Annotated in this window: 24 protein-coding genes; 18 read left to right on the top strand and 6 right to left on the bottom strand. The window is 53.4% G+C overall.

Annotated features, from left to right (window positions below):
* Nucleotides 1-124: 124 nt before the first annotated feature.
* Nucleotides 125-943: a divergent polysaccharide deacetylase family protein gene (locus tag AC58P5_RS14780; protein WP_497387719.1), complete on the bottom strand. Its 819-nt coding sequence runs from the start codon at nucleotides 941-943 to the stop codon at nucleotides 125-127.
* Between the two features lie 373 nt (nucleotides 944-1,316).
* Here AC58P5_RS14780 and AC58P5_RS14785 point away from each other — a divergent pair, with 373 nt between their 5' ends.
* Nucleotides 1,317-2,630 carry a hemolysin family protein gene (locus AC58P5_RS14785; protein WP_497387721.1) on the top strand — a complete coding sequence of 438 codons (1,314 nt, stop codon included), beginning with the start codon at nucleotides 1,317-1,319 and terminating at the stop codon, nucleotides 2,628-2,630.
* 88 nt (nucleotides 2,631-2,718) lie between these two features.
* Here the strand turns inward: AC58P5_RS14785 and AC58P5_RS14790 are convergent, their stop codons facing one another.
* Both AC58P5_RS14790 and AC58P5_RS14795 read right to left on the bottom strand, forming a co-directional pair.
* Nucleotides 2,719-2,823: a sporulation protein YjcZ gene (locus AC58P5_RS14790; protein ID WP_497387723.1), complete on the bottom strand. Its 105-nt coding sequence runs from the start codon at nucleotides 2,821-2,823 to the stop codon at nucleotides 2,719-2,721.
* A gap of 168 nt (nucleotides 2,824-2,991) precedes the next feature.
* Nucleotides 2,992-3,627 carry a DsbA family oxidoreductase gene (locus tag AC58P5_RS14795; RefSeq protein ID WP_497387725.1) on the bottom strand — a complete coding sequence of 212 codons (636 nt, stop codon included), beginning with the start codon at nucleotides 3,625-3,627 and terminating at the stop codon, nucleotides 2,992-2,994.
* Between the two features lie 191 nt (nucleotides 3,628-3,818).
* On the opposite strand from AC58P5_RS14795, the gene AC58P5_RS14800 reads away from it, so the two are divergent.
* The 8 genes from AC58P5_RS14800 (at nucleotide 3,819) to AC58P5_RS14835 (ending at nucleotide 11,647) form a co-directional block, all read left to right on the top strand.
* Entirely contained in the window at nucleotides 3,819-4,712 is an 894-nt protein-coding gene (locus tag AC58P5_RS14800) for an MBL fold metallo-hydrolase (RefSeq protein WP_497387727.1), read from the top strand.
* 203 nt (nucleotides 4,713-4,915) lie between these two features.
* Entirely contained in the window at nucleotides 4,916-5,329 is a 414-nt protein-coding gene (locus tag AC58P5_RS14805) for a Fur family transcriptional regulator (RefSeq protein ID WP_103995248.1), read from the top strand.
* Nucleotides 5,326-5,547, top strand: coding sequence for a membrane protein insertion efficiency factor YidD (yidD, locus tag AC58P5_RS14810; protein ID WP_497387729.1), 222 nt, complete (start codon nucleotides 5,326-5,328; stop codon nucleotides 5,545-5,547). The genes AC58P5_RS14805 and yidD overlap by 4 nt, the downstream gene beginning before the upstream one ends.
* A gap of 466 nt (nucleotides 5,548-6,013) precedes the next feature.
* On the top strand, nucleotides 6,014-8,032 hold the full coding sequence (metG, locus tag AC58P5_RS14815; protein WP_497387731.1) for a methionine--tRNA ligase: 2,019 nt from the start codon (nucleotides 6,014-6,016) through the stop codon (nucleotides 8,030-8,032).
* Between the two features lie 213 nt (nucleotides 8,033-8,245).
* A complete protein-coding gene (locus AC58P5_RS14820; RefSeq protein WP_497387733.1) occupies nucleotides 8,246-9,202 on the top strand; it encodes a metal ABC transporter substrate-binding protein in 957 nt (318 codons plus the stop codon).
* Between the two features lie 66 nt (nucleotides 9,203-9,268).
* A complete protein-coding gene (locus tag AC58P5_RS14825; protein ID WP_497387735.1) occupies nucleotides 9,269-10,042 on the top strand; it encodes a metal ABC transporter ATP-binding protein in 774 nt (257 codons plus the stop codon).
* A gap of 54 nt (nucleotides 10,043-10,096) precedes the next feature.
* Nucleotides 10,097-10,900, top strand: a complete 804-nt coding sequence (locus AC58P5_RS14830) for a metal ABC transporter permease (protein WP_497387737.1) — start codon at nucleotides 10,097-10,099, stop codon at nucleotides 10,898-10,900.
* Nucleotides 10,901-10,933: 33 nt separating this feature from the next.
* Nucleotides 10,934-11,647 (top strand): cytochrome c biogenesis CcdA family protein, encoded by a 714-nt coding sequence (locus tag AC58P5_RS14835; RefSeq protein ID WP_497387739.1) that lies wholly within the window; start codon nucleotides 10,934-10,936, stop codon nucleotides 11,645-11,647.
* Between the two features lie 20 nt (nucleotides 11,648-11,667).
* Here AC58P5_RS14835 and splB read toward each other — a convergent pair whose 3' ends face one another.
* The gene (splB, locus tag AC58P5_RS14840) at nucleotides 11,668-12,726 is read right to left on the bottom strand and encodes a spore photoproduct lyase (RefSeq protein ID WP_497387741.1); all 1,059 of its coding nucleotides are present in this window, start codon (nucleotides 12,724-12,726) and stop codon (nucleotides 11,668-11,670) included.
* A 207-nt stretch (nucleotides 12,727-12,933) separates the two neighbouring features.
* On the opposite strand from splB, the gene mntR reads away from it, so the two are divergent.
* Nucleotides 12,934-13,368 (top strand): transcriptional regulator MntR, encoded by a 435-nt coding sequence (gene mntR / locus AC58P5_RS14845; RefSeq protein WP_497387743.1) that lies wholly within the window; start codon nucleotides 12,934-12,936, stop codon nucleotides 13,366-13,368.
* 119 nt (nucleotides 13,369-13,487) lie between these two features.
* Nucleotides 13,488-14,453, top strand: coding sequence for a patatin-like phospholipase family protein (locus tag AC58P5_RS14850; protein ID WP_497387745.1), 966 nt, complete (start codon nucleotides 13,488-13,490; stop codon nucleotides 14,451-14,453).
* 188 nt (nucleotides 14,454-14,641) lie between these two features.
* Here the strand turns inward: AC58P5_RS14850 and AC58P5_RS14855 are convergent, their stop codons facing one another.
* Both AC58P5_RS14855 and AC58P5_RS14860 read right to left on the bottom strand, forming a co-directional pair.
* On the bottom strand, nucleotides 14,642-14,929 hold the full coding sequence (locus AC58P5_RS14855; RefSeq protein WP_497389123.1) for a hypothetical protein: 288 nt from the start codon (nucleotides 14,927-14,929) through the stop codon (nucleotides 14,642-14,644).
* The gene (locus AC58P5_RS14860) at nucleotides 14,926-15,876 is read right to left on the bottom strand and encodes a DUF1385 domain-containing protein (protein WP_497387747.1); all 951 of its coding nucleotides are present in this window, start codon (nucleotides 15,874-15,876) and stop codon (nucleotides 14,926-14,928) included. The genes AC58P5_RS14855 and AC58P5_RS14860 overlap by 4 nt, the downstream gene beginning before the upstream one ends.
* Nucleotides 15,877-16,036: 160 nt before the next feature.
* Here AC58P5_RS14860 and AC58P5_RS14865 point away from each other — a divergent pair, with 160 nt between their 5' ends.
* The 7 genes from AC58P5_RS14865 (at nucleotide 16,037) to AC58P5_RS14895 (ending at nucleotide 21,815) form a co-directional block, all read left to right on the top strand.
* A complete protein-coding gene (locus AC58P5_RS14865; protein ID WP_497387749.1) occupies nucleotides 16,037-16,591 on the top strand; it encodes a YqhR family membrane protein in 555 nt (184 codons plus the stop codon).
* 94 nt (nucleotides 16,592-16,685) lie between these two features.
* Nucleotides 16,686-17,129: a type II 3-dehydroquinate dehydratase gene (aroQ, locus tag AC58P5_RS14870; RefSeq protein WP_497387751.1), complete on the top strand. Its 444-nt coding sequence runs from the start codon at nucleotides 16,686-16,688 to the stop codon at nucleotides 17,127-17,129.
* A 4-nt stretch (nucleotides 17,130-17,133) separates the two neighbouring features.
* Entirely contained in the window at nucleotides 17,134-18,204 is a 1,071-nt protein-coding gene (locus AC58P5_RS14875; RefSeq protein WP_497387753.1) for a M24 family metallopeptidase, read from the top strand.
* A gap of 26 nt (nucleotides 18,205-18,230) precedes the next feature.
* Nucleotides 18,231-18,788 (top strand): elongation factor P, encoded by a 558-nt coding sequence (gene efp / locus AC58P5_RS14880; protein ID WP_009674902.1) that lies wholly within the window; start codon nucleotides 18,231-18,233, stop codon nucleotides 18,786-18,788.
* Between the two features lie 226 nt (nucleotides 18,789-19,014).
* Nucleotides 19,015-20,046, top strand: coding sequence for an ABC transporter substrate-binding protein (locus tag AC58P5_RS14885; protein ID WP_497387755.1), 1,032 nt, complete (start codon nucleotides 19,015-19,017; stop codon nucleotides 20,044-20,046).
* Between the two features lie 64 nt (nucleotides 20,047-20,110).
* On the top strand, nucleotides 20,111-21,034 hold the full coding sequence (locus AC58P5_RS14890) for an ABC transporter permease (RefSeq protein ID WP_497387757.1): 924 nt from the start codon (nucleotides 20,111-20,113) through the stop codon (nucleotides 21,032-21,034).
* On the top strand, nucleotides 21,021-21,815 hold the full coding sequence (locus AC58P5_RS14895) for an ABC transporter ATP-binding protein (protein ID WP_497387759.1): 795 nt from the start codon (nucleotides 21,021-21,023) through the stop codon (nucleotides 21,813-21,815). Before AC58P5_RS14890 ends, AC58P5_RS14895 begins: the two co-directional genes overlap by 14 nt.
* The last annotated feature ends 39 nt before the right edge of the window (nucleotides 21,816-21,854 follow it).

The raw sequence follows: 21,854 nt of genomic DNA on the forward strand, positions 1-21,854 counted from the left end.
AAGACGATCAAGGGCTTCTTGTATATATTCGTGCGCTGCTCCCTGCCCGTAAGTACAGAGTCGCATAACGGCGCCGGTCACCATTTTCGTATTCGAAAATTAGGGTAGAGACGATCCGGCTTGTTCACGGAGCCGTTTCGGGCACGGGAGGCTTGTACAACTCGCTGAGTTTGACGAAGGACAGCGTGTCCTTCAATTTCGGCAGCGTATCCCTTAGGGCGGAGGCCGTGATTTCCCCCTTGGCACCGACATGCCCGATGGCGATGCAGGGCTGATGCGCTTTGGAGTGGGCGCCGATCAGCTGAATCTGCTGGGTTACTTTGCTTTTCGTATGGATATCATCCAGAAAAAGATGGTTTTCCAAACAAAGCACGCCGACTTTTTTGGCCTCCCGGCAGGCGATGCTGCGGTAATTCGTATGGCTGTCCAGAAAGAAGAGTCCCCTTTCGCGCAGCACTTCCATCACAAGCCGCATCACGCGCTCATCGGCCGTTGCCTTGGAGCCCATATGATTGTTCACTCCGATAGCGTGCGGGATGTCATCAATGGCGGCGTTAACCCGTTTGCGGATCTCGTCGTCGCTCAGATCGGTGGTTATCACACCGGGGCCAAGCCAGCTCTTACGGCCGCTGCGGGGCTCCATCGGAAGATGGACGATCACGTCGTGGCCTTTGCCGAACGCTTTCTCGGCATCGCTGTGCGAGGAAGGGAGAAACGGCATAACGGCGGCCGTAATCGCGAAAGGCAAATCCAGAATCGCATCGGTGCCTTTCATGTTGTTGCCGAGGTCGTCGATGATGATGGCGGCCTTTCGGACGGTGACGGCCGGAGGCTCTTCACGGTGTGCCGCCGCTAACCCTCCGGGTCCCGTAAACAGAGACGCGCCTGCCACCAAAACGGCCGCAACAAGCTGCCTGCAGGACCGGTACCGGATACCAGGCATAATCACATTCCTCCCGGCGGTAGTTTTTGATGAAGTTCTTATTTTAATATGGGAATGCATGACGAAACTTATGCGCGGATTAGAAAATGGAGGCCGCTCCAGTGCGGAAAATGGTATAAATTCCAAGCCGCAGCGAATAGCATGGAGTAAATCCTTAAAAAGTGCGAAAGGGGTGTCACAATCCGGACGATGCTCCGGTTCGCGCCTTCATGCTGGCTATCCCTGGCTTTGACTTCAAAAACCGCGAGACGCTATACTGTAAAGTAGGAAAGATTCAAACCTTTTTGATCTTTCATTTTTCAACTTAAAAGGAGGTGTACCTGTCTGCTTCCAAGAGGCGGATAGGGATTAATTGGATAGTGACCCTTTACCAGTGTTATTTAATTTTGTACTGATTGTGGTTCTCGTTCTACTGAACGGATTTTTTGTGGCGGCGGAATTTGCGATGGTGAAAGTGCGCGCAAGCCGTATTGATGCGCTCGCCCTGGAAGGGAATGTGAAGGCGCGTTTCGCCGGCAAAATCGTTCAGAACATGAATGCGTATTTGTCCGCCTGCCAGCTCGGCATAACCCTGACGTCTTTGGCGCTTGGTTGGATCGGCGAGCCTACGGTGGCATCTGTACTCGAACCGCTATTGGTCAACATTGGTGTACCACCTGTTATTATTCACACCATTTCTTTTATTATCGCATTCTCGGTTATTACGGCGTTTCACATTATTATCGGGGAGCAGTTTCCCAAAACGTATGCGATCCGCAAATCGGAAGAAGTGACTCTTTGGGTTGCCGGTCCGGTGCTGATTTTTTACAAAATCATGTATCCTTTCATCTGGATGCTGAACGGAACCTCCAATTGGCTGCTCCGCAAATCCGGTATTGAACCCGAGGGCGACCACGATACGGTTCATACGGAGGACGAGATCCGCCTGCTGATGAAAGAGAGCCACAGGAACGGGCTGATCGACAATACGGAGCTTACCCTGGTGGATAATATTTTTGAATTCGCGGATACGAACGCACGCGAAATTATGATTCCGCGTACGGAAATGGTGTGCCTGCATGCCGCCCATTCCTTCGAAGAAAACAAGGAAATGGCCATTCAGGAGCTTTACACGCGTTATCCGGTTTGCGACCCGGACAAAGACAACATTATCGGTTTTGTCCATATCAAGGATTTATTAGTAGCAAGCGACGAGCTTGACGACATACGCAAGATTATAAGACCGCTCATGACAGTGCCGGAATCGATGCCGATCAGCACGCTGCTGAAGCTGATGCAGAAACGCAAAACGGAAGTGGCGCTGCTGATCGACGAATACGGCGGTACTTCGGGGCTTGTAACGGTTGAAGACATTCTGGAGGAAATCGTTGGCGAGCTTCAGGACGAATTCGACCATGAGCGTCCCGTTATGGAGAAGAAAGACGAATTTACGTACTCGATCGACGGCATGATGCTTATCGAAGAAGTGAACAATCACTTCGGTACGGAAATCGAGACGGAGCATTACGATACGATCGGCGGCTGGATTTATTCCCAGGTGGAAATTCCGCCTATGAAAAACCAGCGCATCCATCTCGGCCCGCTTCAGTTTATTATCGACGAAGTGGAGCATATGCGGATCGTGCGGCTGATCGTACGCAAAGAACGTCCTGAAGAAGAAGTGCTGCTTCAACAGGTCGTCTCCTAATAAAACACAAGAAAACGCTGCGTTTCCGCGGCGTTTTCTTGTGTTTATTTTCTATGGTGAAGACTGTAAGACCTTGTTTATTACCCGCTTAGAATGTAGCGAGAATAATGACCAGCAGGATATAAAGGACCAAAATGACCGTTGTGCTCGTGTACCAACCGCCGCCGATTCCGCCTGTTCCGCAACCCGACATATAAAACGCCTCCTTGAAGTTAAGTTCATGTTTTGTTTACAGAATATCTTATGAAGGGCAGGGGCGGTTGTTATGGACGTATGCCCGGGAAGGCGAAATTTAAGTGGGAAGCCGTCTAACGATTCGTGCCAACTTGCGGGAGGAAGCATCCCGTCCGTACAGCCAGCGCTATCCCTGGTCCTCGCTTACGCGCTTCATAATGTCCAGCAGAGCCTCGGGAGGTCTTGCTCCGGAGAAACCGACTTTTTTATTGAGGATAAAAAAAGGCACACCGTTTATGTTCAGCCGCTTAGCAAGAGCATAATCGGCTCTTACGCTGTTTTCCACGTCATCGTGATGAAGGCGCTTCGAGGTTTCGGCGGGATTTAATCCGCATTCTCCGGCAATCCGCAGCAGTACGGATTCCATGCCGATATCGAGGCCTTCTTCAAAATAGGCCCGGTAAATGCGGTCCAGGACAAGTGATTTCGAGCTCTCCGGTACGGCGGCAATCAGCTGATGAGAGAGGCGGGTATCGGGCATCGACGCGATCCGGTCGAAACGGAAGGCAACGCCTGCCTGCCGTCCGGCCCGCGTGACACCGTCCAGTACGGCCTGCAGCTTTCCTCCGCCGGGGTCCTGCAGCTTCCGGTTCATCGCTTCCGTAAAGGGGACGCCCTGAGGCGGGATAGACGGGTCGAGGCGGAAGGCCCGGAAGCGGACAGTGACTTGTTCGCCTTTCCGTAAATCGAGAGCTTCCGCCAGATAGGACTTGCCGATCCGGCACCAGGGACATACAGTATCCTGAAAAACATCGATAATCAATAGAGTCAGCTCCTTCCGACCTAGAATCTTTCCGTGCGCTTATCGAATAAAGCCATACTCATTATAGTATACTTCCTGCCGGAAACCGAAACGCTCCCCCCTGCCAAAACCCGGAAAATTGTTTGAGACAAGGAGAAAACGGCTAAAAAACCGGATGGAGTTCTCAATCCAGCGAAGAGGAGCGATGTCAGATGGCAGATAAAAAAGACAAAGATAAAGACAAAACAATGCGGGGCGAAGCGATAATCGGACAAATCGACCGGACGCTCGTTCCGGATAAGGCGATTGCGCTCTGGCATTTGGGCCAGGAAGGCATGGCTTTTAAAGCGGCGGGAATTATCGGATATGTGGATCCGTATTTAAGCAATTACATAGATGACGAGTTCGGCAATTCGCCGCGCAACTTCGAAACGCCTCTTTCACCGGAGCTCATCGGGCACGCGGATCTCGTCCTGATCACGCACGATCATCCCGACCATCTCGATCCGGTCTCCGTACGCGCTATAGCTATCGCTTCCCCGCAAGCGTCGTGGATCTGTCCGGCCCCGGTGGTTCCGCAGCTGACGGAGCTGGGAATTGCTCCGGACGCGGTCATCGGAGCCCGCGCAGGGCAGATGATCGATTTCCGGGATATGCGGATTATGCCCGTGGCCGGCAAGCACGAAGAGTTCGAAACGGATGAGAACGGGAATCACCGCTATCTCGGCTATGTCGTGGAACTTAACGGGGTTACGCTGTATCATGCCGGAGATACGGTCGGGTACGCGGGCCTTCTGGAGACGCTGCGCCCGCACCGGATCGATATTGCCTGCCTGCCTATTAACGGCCGGGATATCAAGAGATACGAAGCGAATCTCATGGGCAATATGAATTTCCGGGAAGCCGCGGATCTCGGAGTCGGAATCGGAGCGGATTTGATTGTGCCCATGCACTACGACCTGTTCGCGTTCAATACGGAGAATCCGGCCTATTTTGTCGACTATGTCCATCATACGTATCCTTACCAGAAGTTTAAGCTGTTTGCTCCGGGAGAGCGGCTGATTTACTATGCGGACGACGAAATGAAAGAAAGCGGGAGAGGGTAAACGGGGTTTAAGCAACCTGCGCGACTTTCCCGGCATTGCCGATAAGCCGTCTGTGTATTAGGTCTGCCGCAAGCCGGAATGAGGAAGGACCGGTATCTTCCCGCTGCCGCCCTCTTCAAGAGGGACCTTCGGCCCACTCTTGTTGACGCTGGTGTCCTAATAAGGCATTATTAAGAGATAAGATGCAGCTTGGAGGGACCGCAGTGAAAGCCGAAGAAATTATACAGGCCATGTCCGAACAAGGGATGCGGATAACCGATCAAAGACGCACGCTGGCGGAATTGTTCGCCAAGTCCGAAGGGTATGTGACACCGAAAGCCGTGTATGAAAGCATGGGAAAAACATACGGCGGCCTCAGTTTTGATACGGTCTACCGCAATTTGAGAATCATGCACGACATGGGCGTCCTGGAACAGTTTGTTTTCGAAGACGGGATTAAATTCCGTGCCCGCTGTTCGGAAATGGACCATCATCATCATCTGATCTGCCTGCAGTGCGAGAAAACGATTCCGTTCGTCTTTTGTCCCATGGACGAGGTGAAGGGTTTGCCGGAAGACTTCAAGGCGGTCAAACATAAATTCGAAATTTACGGGTACTGCAAAGAATGCCAGAAATGAAAAAGGTGCTTCAGGCACCCATTCATGCCTACCGTAAATATTTGTCCCCGCTCAAACCGCCTACCTGCCGCTTCTATCCGACCTGTTCCCAGTACGCGTTGGAGGCGATAGAGCGGCATGGGCCGTTATACGGGTCATGGCTAGCGGCGAAGCGGATTTGCCGCTGCCATCCTTTTCACCCGGGCGGGGTAGATCCGGTTCCGGCACCCAGGAAATAAGGGCGAAATACCGGTTGACACAATTTGCGGGATTCGCTATATTGTTGGTTAAACCTGCCTTTTCGCGGGAACAATGGAATTAGAGCGATCTTCATTATAGGAATATACATGTTCGATGAACGGATGAGTACGGGAGGAAGCTGCTGCAGAGAGCCGGGTCAGGTGAAAGCCGGTGCTGTCCGAACCCCGGAGTATGGTCCCGGAGAACATGCCTTCGAGCGGCCCCGATGAGGAAGGAGTGCACTTCCGCAGTCAGGGCGTAAGGGGGCATCGCTTGTCCGGCGTTAACGGACAGAGCCGCCGGGCAGCCGGCGGCTGCCGAGCTTCGCCCTCGCAAGAGGCGGAGGAATCTGGGTGGTACCGCGTGAGCACAGCTCTCGTCCCTTTGTTGGACGGGGGCTTTTTGTGATTTTCCGCTTCCGCGTCTCGTTTTTATAGAACATTACGAAGAAAGAGGATGGGTAACATGGACAACAACCGCAAAACCTTTTATTTAACGACACCGATTTATTACCCCAGCGACAAACTTCATATCGGGCATGCCTATACGACGGTGGCGGGAGACGCCATGGCGCGCTACAAGCGGCTTCGCGGCTATGATGTCATGTATTTGACGGGCACGGACGAACACGGTCAGAAAATCGAGCGTAAAGCGAAGGAAAAGGGATTGACTCCCCAGGCGTTCGTGGACGAAATCGTCGACGGCATTAAATCCTTGTGGAGCCGGCTCGATATTTCCTACGATGATTTTATCCGTACGACGGACCAGCGGCATAAGGACACCGTCCAGAAAATCTTCGACCGTTTGACTGAGCAGGGAGATATTTACCTGGATACTTACGAAGGCTGGTACTGTACGCCGTGTGAATCCTTTTTCCTGGAAAACAAGCTGGTCGACGGCAAATGCCCGGACTGCGGCCGCCCCGTCGAATGGGTGAAAGAAGAAAGCTATTTCTTCCGCATGAGCAAATATGCCGACAGACTGCTACGGTATTACGAAGAAAACCCGGAGTTTATTCAGCCGGAATCCCGTAAGAACGAAATGATCAACAACTTCATCAAGCCGGGGTTGGAAGATCTGGCCGTGTCGCGGACGACGTTCGACTGGGGCATTAAAGTGCCCGGCAATCCGAAGCATGTCATCTACGTCTGGATCGACGCGCTGACCAATTATATTACGGCCCTCGGCTACGGCGGCGAAGATCCGTCTAAGTATGAGCGCTACTGGCCGGCAGACGTCCATCTCGTGGGCAAAGAGATCGTCCGCTTCCACACCATCTACTGGCCGATCATGCTGATGGCCCTGGACCTGCCTCTGCCGAAAAAAGTGTTCGCGCACGGCTGGCTTCTCATGAAGGACGGCAAAATGTCGAAATCCAAAGGCAACGTCGTAGATCCGGTAACGCTGATCGACCATTTCGGCCTCGATGCGCTGCGTTATTACCTGCTGCGCGAAGTGCCTTTCGGATCGGACGGCACCTTTACGCCCGAAGCGTTTGTCGAGCGGATCAACTACGATCTCGCCAACGACCTGGGGAACCTGCTCAACCGGACCCTGGCGATGCTCGGCAAATATTTCGACGGCGTCGTTCCGGACTTCCAGCCGGGAGCAACGGCTTTTGACAAGGAACTGATCGCAACGGCGAAAGAAACGGTTGAAACCGTGGAAGCTCAGATGGAGAAAATGGAGTTCTCCACCGCCTTGTCGGCTATCTGGGCGCTTGTCAGACGCGCCAACAAATACATTGACGAGACGCAGCCGTGGGCTCTGGCCAAAGACGACGTTAACCACGGCACGCTCGGCTCCGTCATGTACGCCCTGTTCGAGACGCAGCGCATCGTCAGCGTGCTCCTGCAGCCGTTCCTGACCCGCACGCCGGCGAAGATCTGGGAGCAGCTCGGCATCCAGGCCGGAGCGCTTACCGCGTGGGACAGCGCCCACACGTTCGGACTGCTGCCGCCCGGCACGAAAACGGCCAAAGGCGATCCGCTCTTCCCGCGCCTGGATATGGCGGAGGAGGTCGCCTTCATTGCCGCCGCAATGACAGGCGGCCAAGCGCCGGCCGGAGAAGCCGCAGCCGAGCCTGCATCCGCGGCAGAAGGGTCCGCTCCGGCCGTGAATACTCCGGCGGCGGATGCCAAGCCCGCGCCGGAAGCGAAGCCCGAAATCGGCATCGACGATTTCGCGAAGGTGGAGCTGCGCGTGGCGCAGGTAACGGCGGCGGAGCCCGTCAAGGGCGCCGACAAGCTGCTTCAGCTTCAGCTGGATCTCGGCTACGAGCAGCGGCAGGTCGTTTCCGGCATCGCGAAGTACTACAAGCCCGAAGAACTTGTCGGACGCAAGGTCATCTGCGTGACGAACCTGAAGCCGGTGAAGCTTCGCGGCGTGCAGTCGCAGGGGATGATCCTGGCGGCTTCCGAAGGCGACGGGCTGACGCTGGCGACCGTGCCGGATTCGATGCCGAACGGCGCAATCGTGAAATAAACACCCTTTCCCGACCCGGAAAAAATGCGGATATCTTTCGCGTTTTTCCGGGTTTTGACATGGGTGGAAGGAATTTTTGTCTATTAATCGTAATCTTTATGATTAGTATTGACAGGCGGCGGGTTGTCTCCGTATAATCAGCAGGTAAATAAAAATAATTACGATTTACACAGCTTGATTATCGTGACAGGCTGCTGAGAGGAGTTATTTTCTATGAAAAGACGGCGTATACTTACAGGGTTGACACTGGCGATATCTCTCCTGCTGGCAGGTTGCGGAGGCGGCCAAAAGTCGGCGGTCGTAGAGGATAAAATGAATATAACGACGAGCTTTTATCCGCTTTATGATTTTGCGGTCAAGGTCGGGGGCTCCTATGTGAATGTCATCAACCTGGTACCGGCGGGCGTGGAGCCGCATGACTGGACACCGAAGGGCCGGGATATCAAGAACATCAGCGATTCCCAGCTTTTCCTGTATCAAGGTGCGGGTTTTGAAGGCTGGGTGGACGATTTCCTCAAAAGTTTGAAAGACAGCAAGGTAAAACCGGTCGTAGCGAGCACGGGAGTCGAACTTCTTAAAGCCGGGGAAGAGGCGGACGGGCACGATCACGGCAAGGACGAACACAATCACACGGAAGAAGCCGGAAAAGATACGGACCCTCACGCATGGCTGAGTCCCAAGAATGCCAAAAAAATGTCCGAGAACATCAAAAACGCTCTCGTAGAAGCCGATCCGGCGCACAAGAGCGACTATGAAGCGAACTATTCGGCTTACGCGGCCAAACTGGACGCTCTGGATAAGCAGTATAAGGAGAGCCTTTCCGGGCTGCCGAAGAAAGAAATTGCCGTGTCCCACCAGGCTTTCGCTTATTTATGCCACGACTACGGGCTGACCCAGATGGCCATTATGGGCCTTTCTCCGGATGCCGAGCCGACCGCTCAGGATATGAAGAAAATGAGAGAGTATATCCGGGATCACGGGATCAAATATATCTTCTTCGAAGAACTGGTTTCGGACAAACTGGCGAAAACGCTGGCCAAAGATGCGAACGTCGAAACGCTCGTATTGAATCCGCTGGAAGGATTGACCGAAGAGCAGGTTAAGCAGGGCAAAGATTATATTTCCGTGATGGAAGAAAATTTGAAAAATTTGACGAAAGCTTTACAATAGAAGGGACTCAATATCGAAGTGACAGAAGAGAAAGCCGCCTGGCGGCGAAGGGAGCAGAAGAACGGAATGGAAACGTGGAAACCGGACGCCTGCCATAACAAAATCGTGGAATTTAGCGGCATCTCCTTCTCCTACGGAAGCAAGCCGGTTATAACGGATTTAAATTTTGATGTTCTGGAAAGAGATTTTGTAGGTCTGATCGGTTCGAACGGAGCGGGTAAAACGACGCTTCTGCGGATGCTGGTCGGCCTGCATAAGCCTACCGAAGGCGATATCCGCTTGTTCGGACAGCCGATCCGGCAGTTCCGGGACTGGGAGCGTATCGGGTACGTACCGCAGAAGAATTCGCTGAATCCGCTGTTCCCGGCAACCGTCCGCGAAGTGGTTATGTCAGGGCTGTACACGAAAAAGAAACTGTACAAGCGCCTGACCAAAGAGGATATGCGCCGTTGTGACGATGCGATGGAAGCGATGCGCATCGAAGATCTGGCGAAACGCAGAATCGGGGAACTGTCGGGCGGACAGCAGCAGCGGGTGTTCCTTGCACGTGCTATCGCCAACAATCCCGAGCTGCTCATTCTGGATGAGCCGACGGTTGGGATCGATGCGGAAAGCCAGGCGGTATTCTTTAACATGATCCGCCATATGCACCAGCATCATCACATGACCTTCATCATGGTGTCTCATGACCGGGAAATGATGAGGTCCTATCTCGGTTCGGAGCCGCAGACGCAGAGCGGCGGACTGAAGTTTTTCGTGAAGCACACGCACGAACCCGAGAATTGCGAAGAGACCGATCTGACGCATTCTACCGTAAAAGAGCTTCAAACTAGTCAATGAAGGCAGAGCGCCTTGTGACAGGCATTAAGAGGAAGTAAGTAAGGGGCGAGCAGCTTGGACATTTTTACGGAACCGTTTTTTGTAAGAGCACTTATCGGTGGCATCCTGATCGGGCTGACCGCTCCGTTGATGGGTGTCTTTCTGGTGCTGCGGAGACTTTCGATGATCGGCGATACGCTTGCGCATGTTTCCATCGCGGGGGTGGCGCTCGGATTTCTTCTCGGCGTATATCCGATCGGCATGGGGCTGCTTTTTGCGCTTCTGGCATCGTTTGCGATCGAGCGGCTGCGCAAGGCGTACAAAACGTACGCGGAGCTGTCCATCGCCATCATCATGTCCGGCGGGGTAGCGCTGGCTACGCTGTTGTTTACGCTGGGCAAAGGGTATAATATTAATGTGATGAGCTATTTCTTCGGCAGCATCTACACACTCGATTCCAGCGACCTGTGGGTCGTTTTCGGCGTGTGTATTCTTGTACTCGCCGTCGTTGCCCTGCATTTTAAGGAATTGTTCCTCATGTTCTTCGACGAGGAAGCGGCGGGAGTTAGCGGGCTGCCGCTGAAAGTGTACAACATCATGATCACGATGCTGACGGCGCTGGTCATCTCCGTGTCCATCAAGATCGTAGGAGCGCTGCTCGTATCCGCGCTGCTTACGATTCCGGTCGCCTGCAGCCTTCTTGCGGCGAAGAGCTTCCGGCATTCGGTCGTGCTGTCCGTCATCATTTCGGAGATCGGTGTCGTCGCGGGACTGGCCTTGGCGGCGTGGTACGATTTTGCGCCTGGAGCGACCATCGTTCTTTCCCTGATCGTCGTCCTCATCGTTCAGTTGGTTTGGAAAACGGTCCGCCGCGCTTAAACCGGCGGCCGGAAGCAGGAGGAATGCTTACACATGCAGCATGTTAATGTTTGGCTCGCTTTTTGGGCCGGGTTCGCTTCATTTATCTCGCCGTGCTGCCTGCCGCTGTACCCTTCTTATTTGTCTTACATCACCGGAATTTCGGTCAGTGAGCTTAAGTCGGGGCAGACGAAAGGCGCGGCCAGACTGCAGACGATGGCCCATACGCTTGCATTCATTCTCGGATTTTCAATCATTTTTTACAGTCTGGGGCTCGCGGCCAGCTCCGTTTCGGAGTTTTTTGTAACGAACCGGGATCTTCTCAGGCAAATTGCGGCTCTGCTTATCCTTGTGATGGGGTTGTTCCTGCTCGGCATTTTCCAGCCGAAATGGATGATGAGAGAGCGCAAACTTCAACTGAAATGGAAACCTGCGGGCTATCTCGGATCCGTCCTGATCGGAATCGGATTCGCCGCCGGCTGGTCGCCCTGCATCGGTCCGATATTGTCGTCCATGCTTGTGATGGCTGCCGCCGAACCGGATTCGTGGCTGCCGCTGATCAGCGCTTATTCGCTCGGATTCGCGATTCCGTTTTTCGTCTTATCCTTTTTTATCGGTTCCACCAAATGGATTTTACGCTACTCCGCCACTATCATGAAAATAGGGGGAGGCGTCATGATTGTATTCGCCGTCTTGCTGTACACAAATCAGATGTACAAAATCACAATCTGGCTGAACAACATAACGCCCCAATGGCTGCAATTTTGACCCTGTGACGGACCGGAGGATCAGGTAAAATATTCGATTTTGGCGTTCGGAAACTTATCGAAAATCTGCTCCGTTATAAACTCGCGCAGAGCGGTCGCCTGCTCATCGGGATATACATACTTGCCGCGGCCGTAGCGGCCCCATTTATATTTGCGCTTGGCCTCGTCCATTTCCAGCTTGGACTTGGGATAGCGGCGTTCGATCACATTCTTCGCCGTCTTCGTGAAACGGTGCTGGATCAGCTCGAACGTCAAGTCGTCGAGCGCTTCCGGGGGCAGAGCATTGTGAAGCTTGAGGATCAGCTCCTCATAGCCTTTTTCCCAGCCGTCGTGCCAAATTATCGGGGCGATGATGAAGCCGAGCGGAAAACCCGCGCAGGCAACTTTGCCGGCCGCTTCGATGCGTTCATGAAACGCCGAGGTGGCCGGCTCGAAGTTTTTAATGACATAATCAGCGTTTACGCTGAACCGGAACCGGGTATGCTTGTTATGCTTCGCATCAAGCAAAGGCTCGACATGATGATATTTCGTAACGAAACGAAGGCGGGCGAGCGGTTCGTTTGCCATAAATTCGATATATTCTTTAAGGGAGCCGGTAATATGCTCCAAACCGACGGGATCGGATGTACAAGCCGCTTCGAACCGGGTAATTTCCGGTGCCCTTTCTTCGATATACTGCTTGGCGGCTTTAAGAATATCATCGGTATTGACGTAGACCCGTACATAAGGTTTGTTGCCCAGAGTAGTTTGAAGGTAGCAGTAATGACAGTGTCCCATACAGCCTGTCGCAATAGGGATGGCATATTCGGCGGACGGTTTCGACGTATCGAACTTCAGCGTCTTGCGGATACCCACCACAAGCGTACGCTTCGCGATCCGGTACTTTTCCAGCTCGGTTTCGCCCGGCAGATTTGTAATCCGGTTGTGGGAAGTCGTCATGTGGATAGGCAGTCCTTTGCTCTGGGCCCACTCCAGGATGCGTTTGCCTTTGGGATACAAAAGGGCATCCGGTTCGAAATAAACGAGCTCAGGCACGAACAACGCGGTGCTTCGGGTGCGGGTCATCTGCTCAGTAGCCATGGCGTGCTCCTTTAAGACGGGGAGTAACGGAAGCGGTCCTTCCGTTCGGCTATAGTCTGCACCCGGCACACGGCTCGTACCCGTGGGAAAAGTTCGCGGAAAAGGCTTCGGCGCATTCCGTTAACTTGCATTATTAGTTAATAAACGGTATTATACTTAAGCAAATAAGGTAGCGACTAATTTTAACAAAAGCAGGGGGAACTCGGGATGGCGACGCCCAGTATGGAAGATTATTTGGAACGGATCTACAAACTGATCGACGAGAAAGGCTACGCCCGTGTGTCCGACATTGCCGAAGGCCTTGAAGTGCATCCTTCTTCCGTGACGAAGATGATCCAGAAACTGGATAAAGATAAATATCTGGTATATGAGAAATACCGCGGACTCGTTCTGACTTCAAAAGGCAAAAAAATGGGCAAGCGGCTGGTAGACAGACATGCTTTGCTGGAACAGTTTTTAACCGTCATCGGTGTTCAGGAAGAAAATATTTACCGCGATGTGGAAGGAATCGAGCATCATCTAAGCTGGGATTCCATTACCTGCATCGAAACGCTGATTGAATATTTGAACCGGGATCCGGCCAGATTGGAAGATCTCCGAAACATAAGGACAGAGCTGGACAGCAGCTCGGACTCCGAATAAGACCGAAACGTTTGCCGAACCAAGAAGGCGGACGTTTTTTCGTTTTTTAACACGAAAATCGCGTCTAGGAACGTCCATTGCCGCATACATACCTAGGGAGGGTGTGCGGAGGTGGCGGAATGAAAATAAACGCGGTATTCGAAGGCGGCGGTGTCAAAGGAATCGCACTTGCAGGGGCTGTCAGCTCGGCGCTGGATAACGGATTCGAGTTTCACGACGTGGCGGGAACTTCGTCGGGTTCCATCGTGGCGGCTTTTCTCGCGGCGGGGTACACGGGGGAAGAAATTAAGCGGCTTATTATTGAAACTCCGTTTCACAAATTTTTAAAGCGCGCTCCCATTTTCGATACCGGGATTGTTGGATCGGCCGCCAGGCTGATTTGGAAAAAAGGGCTCTATTCCGGAGACGCCCTGGAAGATTGGGTCCGGCGGAAGCTGGAGGTCAAGGGGATCCGGAAGTTCGGCGATCTGCGCAAAAATCAGCTGCGAATCGTGGCTTCGGATATTTCCCAGGGAAAGCTGCTCGTTTTTCCTGACGACGTTGCCCAGTACGGAATCGATCCCGGCCGTTTTTCCATTGCCCGGGCCGTTAGAATGAGCTCGTCGATTCCGTATTTTTTCGATCCCGTGAAAATCCGGAAGCCCGCGCGGCAGACCAGGCACGACGAACCGTTCCGCAACCAGTTTGTGTACATTGTGGACGGGGCCATTCTGAGCAACTTCCCGCTGTGGCTTTTCGACGAGCCGGAGCAGCAGCCGAGCCGCATTCCGACCCTGGGCTTCTCTCTGGTCGGCAAAATACCGAAGCATATTCATAAAATCAACGGGGTTATCTCCATGTTCCAGGCTTTGTTTACGACGATGATGGATGCTCACGATACCCGGTACATCGAAGAGAACAACTATTTCCGGACGATCAAAATTCCCGCGCTCAATGTAAATTCGACACAGTTCAATTTGACGCTCGAGGACAGCGAAAACCTGTATGAAGCGGGGTACCGGGCTTCCGACGACTATTTCCGCAAGTGGTCCATGCATCTGTATGAATCCGCTTATGAAAAATACGTCCTGCGCAAGCCGGTATGAGCGGGTCTAGGCCGGATAGGTTGGATTCGCCTGACGGCTGCAGGTATCCCAAATACCCAAAGGATGTAAAAGTTGTACCGGCCTTGCGCACAATATTGGTGTACAAGAGTAAAGCCGCGGGACCGGCAGCGTATCCGGCCATAAAAAAAAGCGAACCCGAAAAGGTTCGCTTTTTTGTTTCCGTCTTCTTAGTGGTATCTCGGCGGATCCTCGGGAGGGTCGGAAGGCTTGCTGCCTTCAATGACCCGGAATTTGGCTTTCCGCTTCCGCTCCGACGCGGAGAGCCGGTCCGGCTTGCGGCTCGCGGAGCGCGTTTTGTAGGAGGAGCCCTGCTGCTTCCGGGTGCCCATCTTGTACAGGACGAAAATCAGGCCGAGTACAAGGATGGGAATGAGAAACTGGTTTAAGCTGTAGGCAAGACCGATCAGAGCGAGCGCCGCGATGACGACGGTAGCGGCCGACCAGCGGCGGTTCATGCGCTTGCCTTGGACTGGGTGAGCCGGCTTTCGGCTTCACGCATCCGGTTGAATGAGGCGATCGAAACTTCCACCTGATCGTCCGTAGGCTCTTTGGTCGTCAGCTTTTGCAGCCAGAGCCCCGGATAACCGAGGAAACGGAGAACCGGCACTTCACGAAGCGAGTTCGTAAAACGGAGCACTTCGTAAGAGACGCCGATAATGACCGGCAGAAGAACAAGACGCTGTACGATGCGGTCAATCATATTGTCGTAGGTGAAGAACGAGTAAATGATGACCCCGATGATGACGGTAAAGACGATAAAGCTGCTGCCGCAGCGGTAATGAAGCGTACTGAACTGCTGGACGTTACGGACATTGAGCTCGACGCCGGCTTCGTAGGCGGAAATGACTTTGTGCTCGGCGCCGTGGTACTGGAACAGCCGTTTGATAACCGGCGTAAGCGAAATGAAGTAAATATAGGACACGAGCAAAACGATCTTGATCAGTCCTTCGATGATGTTATGCCAGATCTGATGCTGTTCGAAGAACCTGCCGAACATGACATCCTCCAGAATAGCCGGAACGAGAGTGAAGATCACTTTCCCCATGAGGAAGGACAGGACGCCGACTACAGCAACCCCGAGAATCATCGATAGGCTGAAACCCGACTTCTCTTCTTTGGCGGGAGCTTTGCCTTCGCCTTCCTCTTCTTCCGCGAAGCTTTCGGCGGAGAAATTGAGGTGCTGCGCGCCTTTGGCGCTGGATTCGATAATACCGACGATGCCGCGGAGCAGCGGGATTTTCTTTAGTTTGTTGACCCAGCCGATTTCGGTCTTGGGAACTTCAAGAAAATCAATAGAGCGGTCTTTCTTGCGGACCGCCGTAACATGAACATTCCGCCCGGCAAACATGACGCCTTCAATAACGGCTTGTCCGCCGTAAATGCTTGTATTGGATTGTGACACGATTTATCCACCTTCTCTAAATAGCTGGTTTCTTCTCTATTTTAGCGAATTTTCCAGCAGAATGCCACCGCTTTATGTTTCGATTAAGAAGAGGGAATTGGTACATACTAGGTTAGACGTAAAGTTACGGATAATGGACTAGCCGGGAGGAAAAGGAAAAATGGTTACAAATACGCAGGGAACAGTCACGGAAGGGAATGGAAAAACCGCTCGCGGCCAAAGAAAATCGTTTTCGCAGAACGGGGCGGCCGGAGGCGAGAAGAAGACGAGCCGTGCTTTTTTCGCTCTGTATCTGGGTTTTTTCGCGGGAGTGATCTGGGGAGCCGTTAAAATCATCGAATATATCTTCAAGTTTACGAGAATCATTCCCGCTTTTCTGGCCGAACCGTTCTACCGGCACGACTTTTTGATTACCTGGCAGGGAACACTGGTGGGCTGGCTGTTTTTTATCGGTTTTTCGATCCTCGCGTCGTTCATCTATATGTATCTTTTCGGGAAAGTAAAAGGGCCCTGGATGGGAGTCGGATACGGGATTGCGTGGTGGTGTCTGCTCTATCTGGCGATCGGCCCTTGGACCGGCATGATGGGCTGGCTGTATTACAGCGACTGGAATACGATCCTGACGGATTTTTGCCTGTTTCTGCTCTGGGGGATGTTCATCGGCTATTCGACCGCCTTCGAATTTACGGAGGAGCACAGCCGCAAACCCGCTTAGCCAGCTACCTTTTCCAAGCAACTTATGGTAAAATGGCTACGGTAAAGCGAGAAGCCGGAGCACGTTCGGCCGGCTATGAAGGAGGCGCCTTAGCGTGAATAAAGTGCTGGTCCTTAACGGGCCGAACTTGAATATGCTCGGTATACGGGAGCCGGCCGTTTACGGAAAGATGTCGCTCAAGGACATCGAAGCGGCGATGACGGAAATAGCGGGAACGCTGGACCTCCAGCTGACCTTTCACCAGTCCAACCACGAGGGCCAGTTGATCGACTGGATTCACGAAGCCCACGGGACGATGGACGGGATTCTGATCAATCCCGGGGCTTTCACCCATTACAGCTACGCCATCCGCGACGCGATCTCATCGGTCGGTCTCCCGGCCGTAGAGGTGCATTTGTCGAACATTCACAAGCGTGAGGAGTTCCGGCACCGTTCCGTTCTGGCCGCCGTGATGGTAGGGCAGATTGCGGGCTTCGGGGCTTTCGGCTATGAGCTCGGATTAAGAGCGCTTCATCAACATTTTTTGGAAGCTAGGTGATATTATGCAGGACAAGCGTCTAGAACGTCTCCGCCGGCAGCTGACCAAGCAGGGAATCCCTGCGGTACTCGTTACGAATGCCATTAACCGCAGATACCTGACGGGCTTTACGGGCAGCGCGGGCATCGTGCTGGTAACGGGCGGCAGAGCCGTCCTTATTACGGATTTCCGGTATATGGAGCAGGCTCCGAAAGAAGCGGCGGGTTACGAAGTTATCGACCATAAAGGTAAAATCGGCCGGACCATTCTGGATATTCTCGGCAAAGAGTCGATCAAGCAGCTCGGCTTTGAAGAAAATGACTTGACTTATTCCGCTTATTCCGGCTATACTGGCGATTTGCAAGGGGTTGAATTGATCCCGACCGGCGGTATTGTGGAGAAGCTCAGGATCGTCAAAGACGAGTCCGAGCTCAAAATCATGCAGGAAGCCGCAGATCTGGCGGACCGGACTTTTTCTTACATACTTACGAGATTGAGAACGGGCGTGACCGAAAAGCAGATCGCGCTGGAGATGGAAATTTTCATCCGGGAGAACGGAGGCACATCCTCCTCTTTCGATACGATCGTCGCTTCCGGCGAAAGATCGGCTCTTCCTCACGGTGTGGCGAGCGACCGGGTGCTTCAGCCCAACGAATTCGTCAAACTGGATTTCGGCGCCTTGTATAAAGGCTACTGCTCCGACATTACCCGCACCGTCGTGCTGGGTCAGCCTTCGGACAGGCACAAGGAAATTTACGGCATCGTACTCGAAGCCCAGCTGAACTGTGTCGGCAACTTGAAGCCCGGCATGACGGGAAGCGAAGGCGACGCGCTCTGCCGCGATATTATTGCCGGCTACGGATACGGGGACAACTTCGGCCATAGTACGGGACACGGCCTCGGGATGGAAGTCCACGAGCAGCCGCGGCTTGCCAAAGGCTTTGCCGGCGTTCTCGAACCCGGCATGGTCGTGACGGTGGAACCGGGCATTTATATTCCGGGCTTCGGCGGCGTCCGCATCGAGGACGACGTCGTCATCGAGCAAAGCGGCATCCGCCTGCTGACGCATTCCACGAAAGAGTTTATCACCATTTGATTTATTTCCAGGAGGGAACTTGAGACGTGATTTCAGTTAACGATTTCAAAACAGGTTTGACGATTGTAGTAGATAATGATTTATTCACCGTTATCGATTTCCAGCACGTGAAACCGGGTAAAGGCGCCGCGTTCGTACGCTCCAAGCTGAAGAATCTGCGCAACGGCAACGTCGTGGAGAAAACATTCCGCGCAGGCGAGAACGTGGGCCGCGCTCATATCGAAAACCGCGAAATGCAGTACCTCTACGCGAGCGGTTCCGAATACACGTTCATGGATACGGAAACTTACGACCAGATCTCCCTGGAAGAAGCGCAGCTGAAATGGGAGCTGAACTTCCTCAAAGAAAACATGAACATCAACATCATGAGCTACCAGGGAGAAATCCTCGGGATCAACCTGCCTAACAGCGTTGAGCTCAAAGTGGTTGAAACCGAGCCGGGCGTTAAAGGCAACACGGCTCAAGGCGCAACGAAGAGTGCGAAGGTGGAAACCGGTCTGAACGTTCAGGTGCCGCTTTTCATCAACGAAAACGACGTCCTTCTGATCGATACGCGCGAAGGCAAATATATCTCCCGCGCCTAGTTTACTGGCACGGCAAGCCCCCGATTCCCGCCAAGGAATCGGGGGCTTTTTGCGCTCCGGCGGACCGCGGGAAAAGGGCGCAAAAAATATCGTTTCAAGAATGAAACGTTTTCATTGACGACTTTAGGCCAGCGGGTTATTATATCAATAACGCTTTACAGGTTTTATGCTTTCATGCAGTAAAACATTAATTCAACCGATGGTTAATTTTAGGGGGAAAACAAAAATGAAAATGAAACCGTTCGTCACGCTTTTACTGGCGGCTTCTTTGGTCACCGCTGCGGGCTGCGGCAAACAGGCGGGACCGGAGACAACCGGCGGCACGGGCTCCACGGCTCCAGAAGGCAAAAAAGTGAAAATCGGCATTATGCAGATCGTCGAGCATCCGTCTCTGGACGCCGCCCGCCAAGGCTTTATCGCCGCCCTCAAGGACAACGGCTATGAAGACAAGAAGACGGCCGAGATCGATTACCAGAATGCGCAGAACGATATGAACAACAACACTTCGATCGCCCAGAAATTCGCAGCCGACAAAAAAGACCTCGTGCTGGGCATTGCGACCCCGTCCGCACTTGCTGCGGCGCAGACGGTCCAAAACACGCCCGTTCTGTTTACGGCCGTTACGGACCCCGTCGACGCCAAACTCGTGAAAAGCATCGAGAAGCCGGGCGGCAACGTGACAGGCACCTCGGACCTGGATCCCAAAGCCGTCGACCAGTTGACGGAGTTCGTGGGTAAGCAATTCCCTAACGTCAAGACGATCGGAATCGTTGCGAACGAAGGGGAGCGGAACTCCCAGGTGCAGGTGAAGCAGGCGACGGAAGCTTTCGCCAAGCATAATATCAAAGTCGTGAAGGCATCGCCTTCCAACAGTTCGGAAGTGAAACAGGCAGCCGAGTCTCTGATCGGCAAAGCCGACGCGCTGTACGTGCCGCTCGACAACACGGTCGTTTCGGCCTTGAACGCGGTGATCCAGGTCGCGGAGCAGGGCAAGAAGCCCCTATTCGTAGGCGAGAACGATTCCGTTAAAGCCGGCGGTTTTGCGGGCTACGGCTCCAACTACTATGATTTGGGGTATACGACAGGTCTTCAAGCCGTCGAAATTTTGAAAAACGGCAAAAAGCCTTCGGACATTCCGGTCGGGTATCCGAAAAAGCTCGATCTGGCCATCAACATGAAAGCGGCTAAAAATATGGGCGTTGAAGTCACGGACGCAATGAAAGCGGAAGTGAAAGAAAAGGCCAACCTGTTTGAATAAGAAAGAATGGGGGCGGCTTCGGATTTCGAAGCCGCCTTATGATTGAACACGAAACGGAGTGAACATGATGACTATCGATTGGGGAGCGGTCGCGCAGGGATCGCTGGAACAAGGGCTGCTTTTTGCGATTATGGCACTCGGCGTTTACATTACCTTCCGCATTCTGGATTTTCCGGACTTGACCGTGGACGGAAGCTTTACGACAGGGGCTTCCATCGCGGCGGTAATGATTACCCACGGGATATCGCCTCTGCTCGCCACATTGGCCGCATTCGCGGGAGGAGCGGTCGCCGGGCTTATTACCGGTCTGCTGCACACAAAAGGCAAAATCAACGCCCTTCTTTCGGGGATTCTTATGATGATCGCGCTGTATTCGATCAATCTGAGAATTATGGGCAAGGCTACGATTTCGTTGTTCGGAAGCGAGATTCTAATCAACAAGGAATCGCTGCTGTATATCATGCCGATCCTTGTGGTAGCCATCAAACTGGCGCTGGACTGGTTTCTTCACACGGAGCTGGGACTTGCGCTGCTGGCCACGGGCGACAACAAACGCATGATCCGGAGCTTCGGCGTCAATACCGGTAACACCATTATCCTCGGAGTTTCTCTCTCGAACGGACTGGTGGCGTTGTCCGGCGCGCTGTTCGCCCAATATCTCAGTTTTGCGGATATGCAGATGGGCGTAGGCATGATCGTCGTCGGCCTGGCTTCCGTCATTATCGGGGAGGCGCTATTCGGGTCTAAAACGATTATCCGGGCCACATTAGCCGTTGTGCTCGGTGCAATCGTCTACCGGTTCGTCGTGGCGATCGCGCTTCAGGTCGGTCTGGAATCGACGGACATGAAGCTGATGACCGCACTAATCGTCATCATCGCGTTAACGCTGCCGAAAATCCAGAGTTCTCTGAAACAGAAGGCGGTTATCCGTAAACGGAAAGCGGAACTTGCGGAGAAGAGCGGAGGTGTGGAGCATGCTTCACATTGATCGCGTATCGAAAATATTCAATCCCGCGACCCCGGATGAGAAAGTTGCTCTTTCGGACATTCAACTGCATCTCGCTCCCGGCGATTTCGTCACGGTCATCGGCAGCAACGGAGCCGGAAAATCCACCCTCATGAACGTCATTTCGGGCGTCATGCAGCCCGATTACGGCGTCGTCCGAATCGAGGGCAAAGACATCACGTCGCTCTCCGAGCACAAGCGGAGCCGCTGGATCGGCCGCGTTTTCCAGGACCCGATGGCGGGCACGGCACCGACCATGTCCATCCAGGAAAACCTTGCTATGGCGCATGCCCGTGCGGGCAAAAGAGGCTTCGGTCTCGGTGTGACCAAGCAGAGGAAACTCGCGTTCAAGGAACATCTGGAGCGGCTCGGCATCGGCCTGGAGAACCGGCTGAACGCCAAGGCCGGTCTTCTCTCCGGAGGGGAGCGCCAGGCGCTCAGCCTGCTGATGGCGACCTTTACGCAGCCGAATATTCTTCTGCTGGATGAGCATACGGCAGCTCTCGATCCGTCGCGTGCGGAGCTCATTACCCGGCTGACGAAGCAGATCGTAGAGGAGTCCAAGCTCACGACGTTGATGGTGACGCACAACATGGAGCAGGCCATCCGGCTCGGCAACCGGCTGATCATGATGGACAAAGGCCGGATCATCCTCGACATTCCGGCGGCTTCGAAACAGGATCTGACCGTGGAGAAACTGCTCCGGGAATTCGAGAAAATCCGCGGCGAGAAATTCGTCGACGACCGGGTGGTACTGGGTTAATCTATCGGGTCGATCGTCAAGGAAAGCGTGTCTGCTTCC

The organism is Paenibacillus sp. JT31N7, from assembly GCF_059692095.1.

Excerpts from the sequence above, each read along its gene's own strand:
- AC58P5_RS14780 (WP_497387719.1), bottom strand. The coding sequence starts at position 943 with ATGCCTGGTATCCGGTACCGGTCCTGCAGGCAGCTTGTTGCGGCCGTT.
- AC58P5_RS14790 (WP_497387723.1), bottom strand. The coding sequence starts at position 2,823 with ATGTCGGGTTGCGGAACAGGCGGAATCGGCGGCGGTTGGTACACGAGC.
- AC58P5_RS14800 (WP_497387727.1), top strand. The coding sequence starts at position 3,819 with ATGGCAGATAAAAAAGACAAAGATAAAGACAAAACAATGCGGGGCGAA.
- yidD (WP_497387729.1), top strand. The coding sequence starts at position 5,326 with ATGAAAAAGGTGCTTCAGGCACCCATTCATGCCTACCGTAAATATTTG.
- metG (WP_497387731.1), top strand. The coding sequence starts at position 6,014 with ATGGACAACAACCGCAAAACCTTTTATTTAACGACACCGATTTATTAC.
- AC58P5_RS14820 (WP_497387733.1), top strand. The coding sequence starts at position 8,246 with ATGAAAAGACGGCGTATACTTACAGGGTTGACACTGGCGATATCTCTC.
- AC58P5_RS14825 (WP_497387735.1), top strand. The coding sequence starts at position 9,269 with ATGGAAACGTGGAAACCGGACGCCTGCCATAACAAAATCGTGGAATTT.
- AC58P5_RS14835 (WP_497387739.1), top strand. The coding sequence starts at position 10,934 with ATGCAGCATGTTAATGTTTGGCTCGCTTTTTGGGCCGGGTTCGCTTCA.
- splB (WP_497387741.1), bottom strand. The coding sequence starts at position 12,726 with ATGGCTACTGAGCAGATGACCCGCACCCGAAGCACCGCGTTGTTCGTG.
- mntR (WP_497387743.1), top strand. The coding sequence starts at position 12,934 with ATGGCGACGCCCAGTATGGAAGATTATTTGGAACGGATCTACAAACTG.
- AC58P5_RS14850 (WP_497387745.1), top strand. The coding sequence starts at position 13,488 with ATGAAAATAAACGCGGTATTCGAAGGCGGCGGTGTCAAAGGAATCGCA.
- AC58P5_RS14855 (WP_497389123.1), bottom strand. The coding sequence starts at position 14,929 with ATGAACCGCCGCTGGTCGGCCGCTACCGTCGTCATCGCGGCGCTCGCT.
- AC58P5_RS14865 (WP_497387749.1), top strand. The coding sequence starts at position 16,037 with ATGGTTACAAATACGCAGGGAACAGTCACGGAAGGGAATGGAAAAACC.
- AC58P5_RS14875 (WP_497387753.1), top strand. The coding sequence starts at position 17,134 with ATGCAGGACAAGCGTCTAGAACGTCTCCGCCGGCAGCTGACCAAGCAG.
- AC58P5_RS14885 (WP_497387755.1), top strand. The coding sequence starts at position 19,015 with ATGAAAATGAAACCGTTCGTCACGCTTTTACTGGCGGCTTCTTTGGTC.
- AC58P5_RS14890 (WP_497387757.1), top strand. The coding sequence starts at position 20,111 with ATGATGACTATCGATTGGGGAGCGGTCGCGCAGGGATCGCTGGAACAA.
- AC58P5_RS14895 (WP_497387759.1), top strand. The coding sequence starts at position 21,021 with ATGCTTCACATTGATCGCGTATCGAAAATATTCAATCCCGCGACCCCG.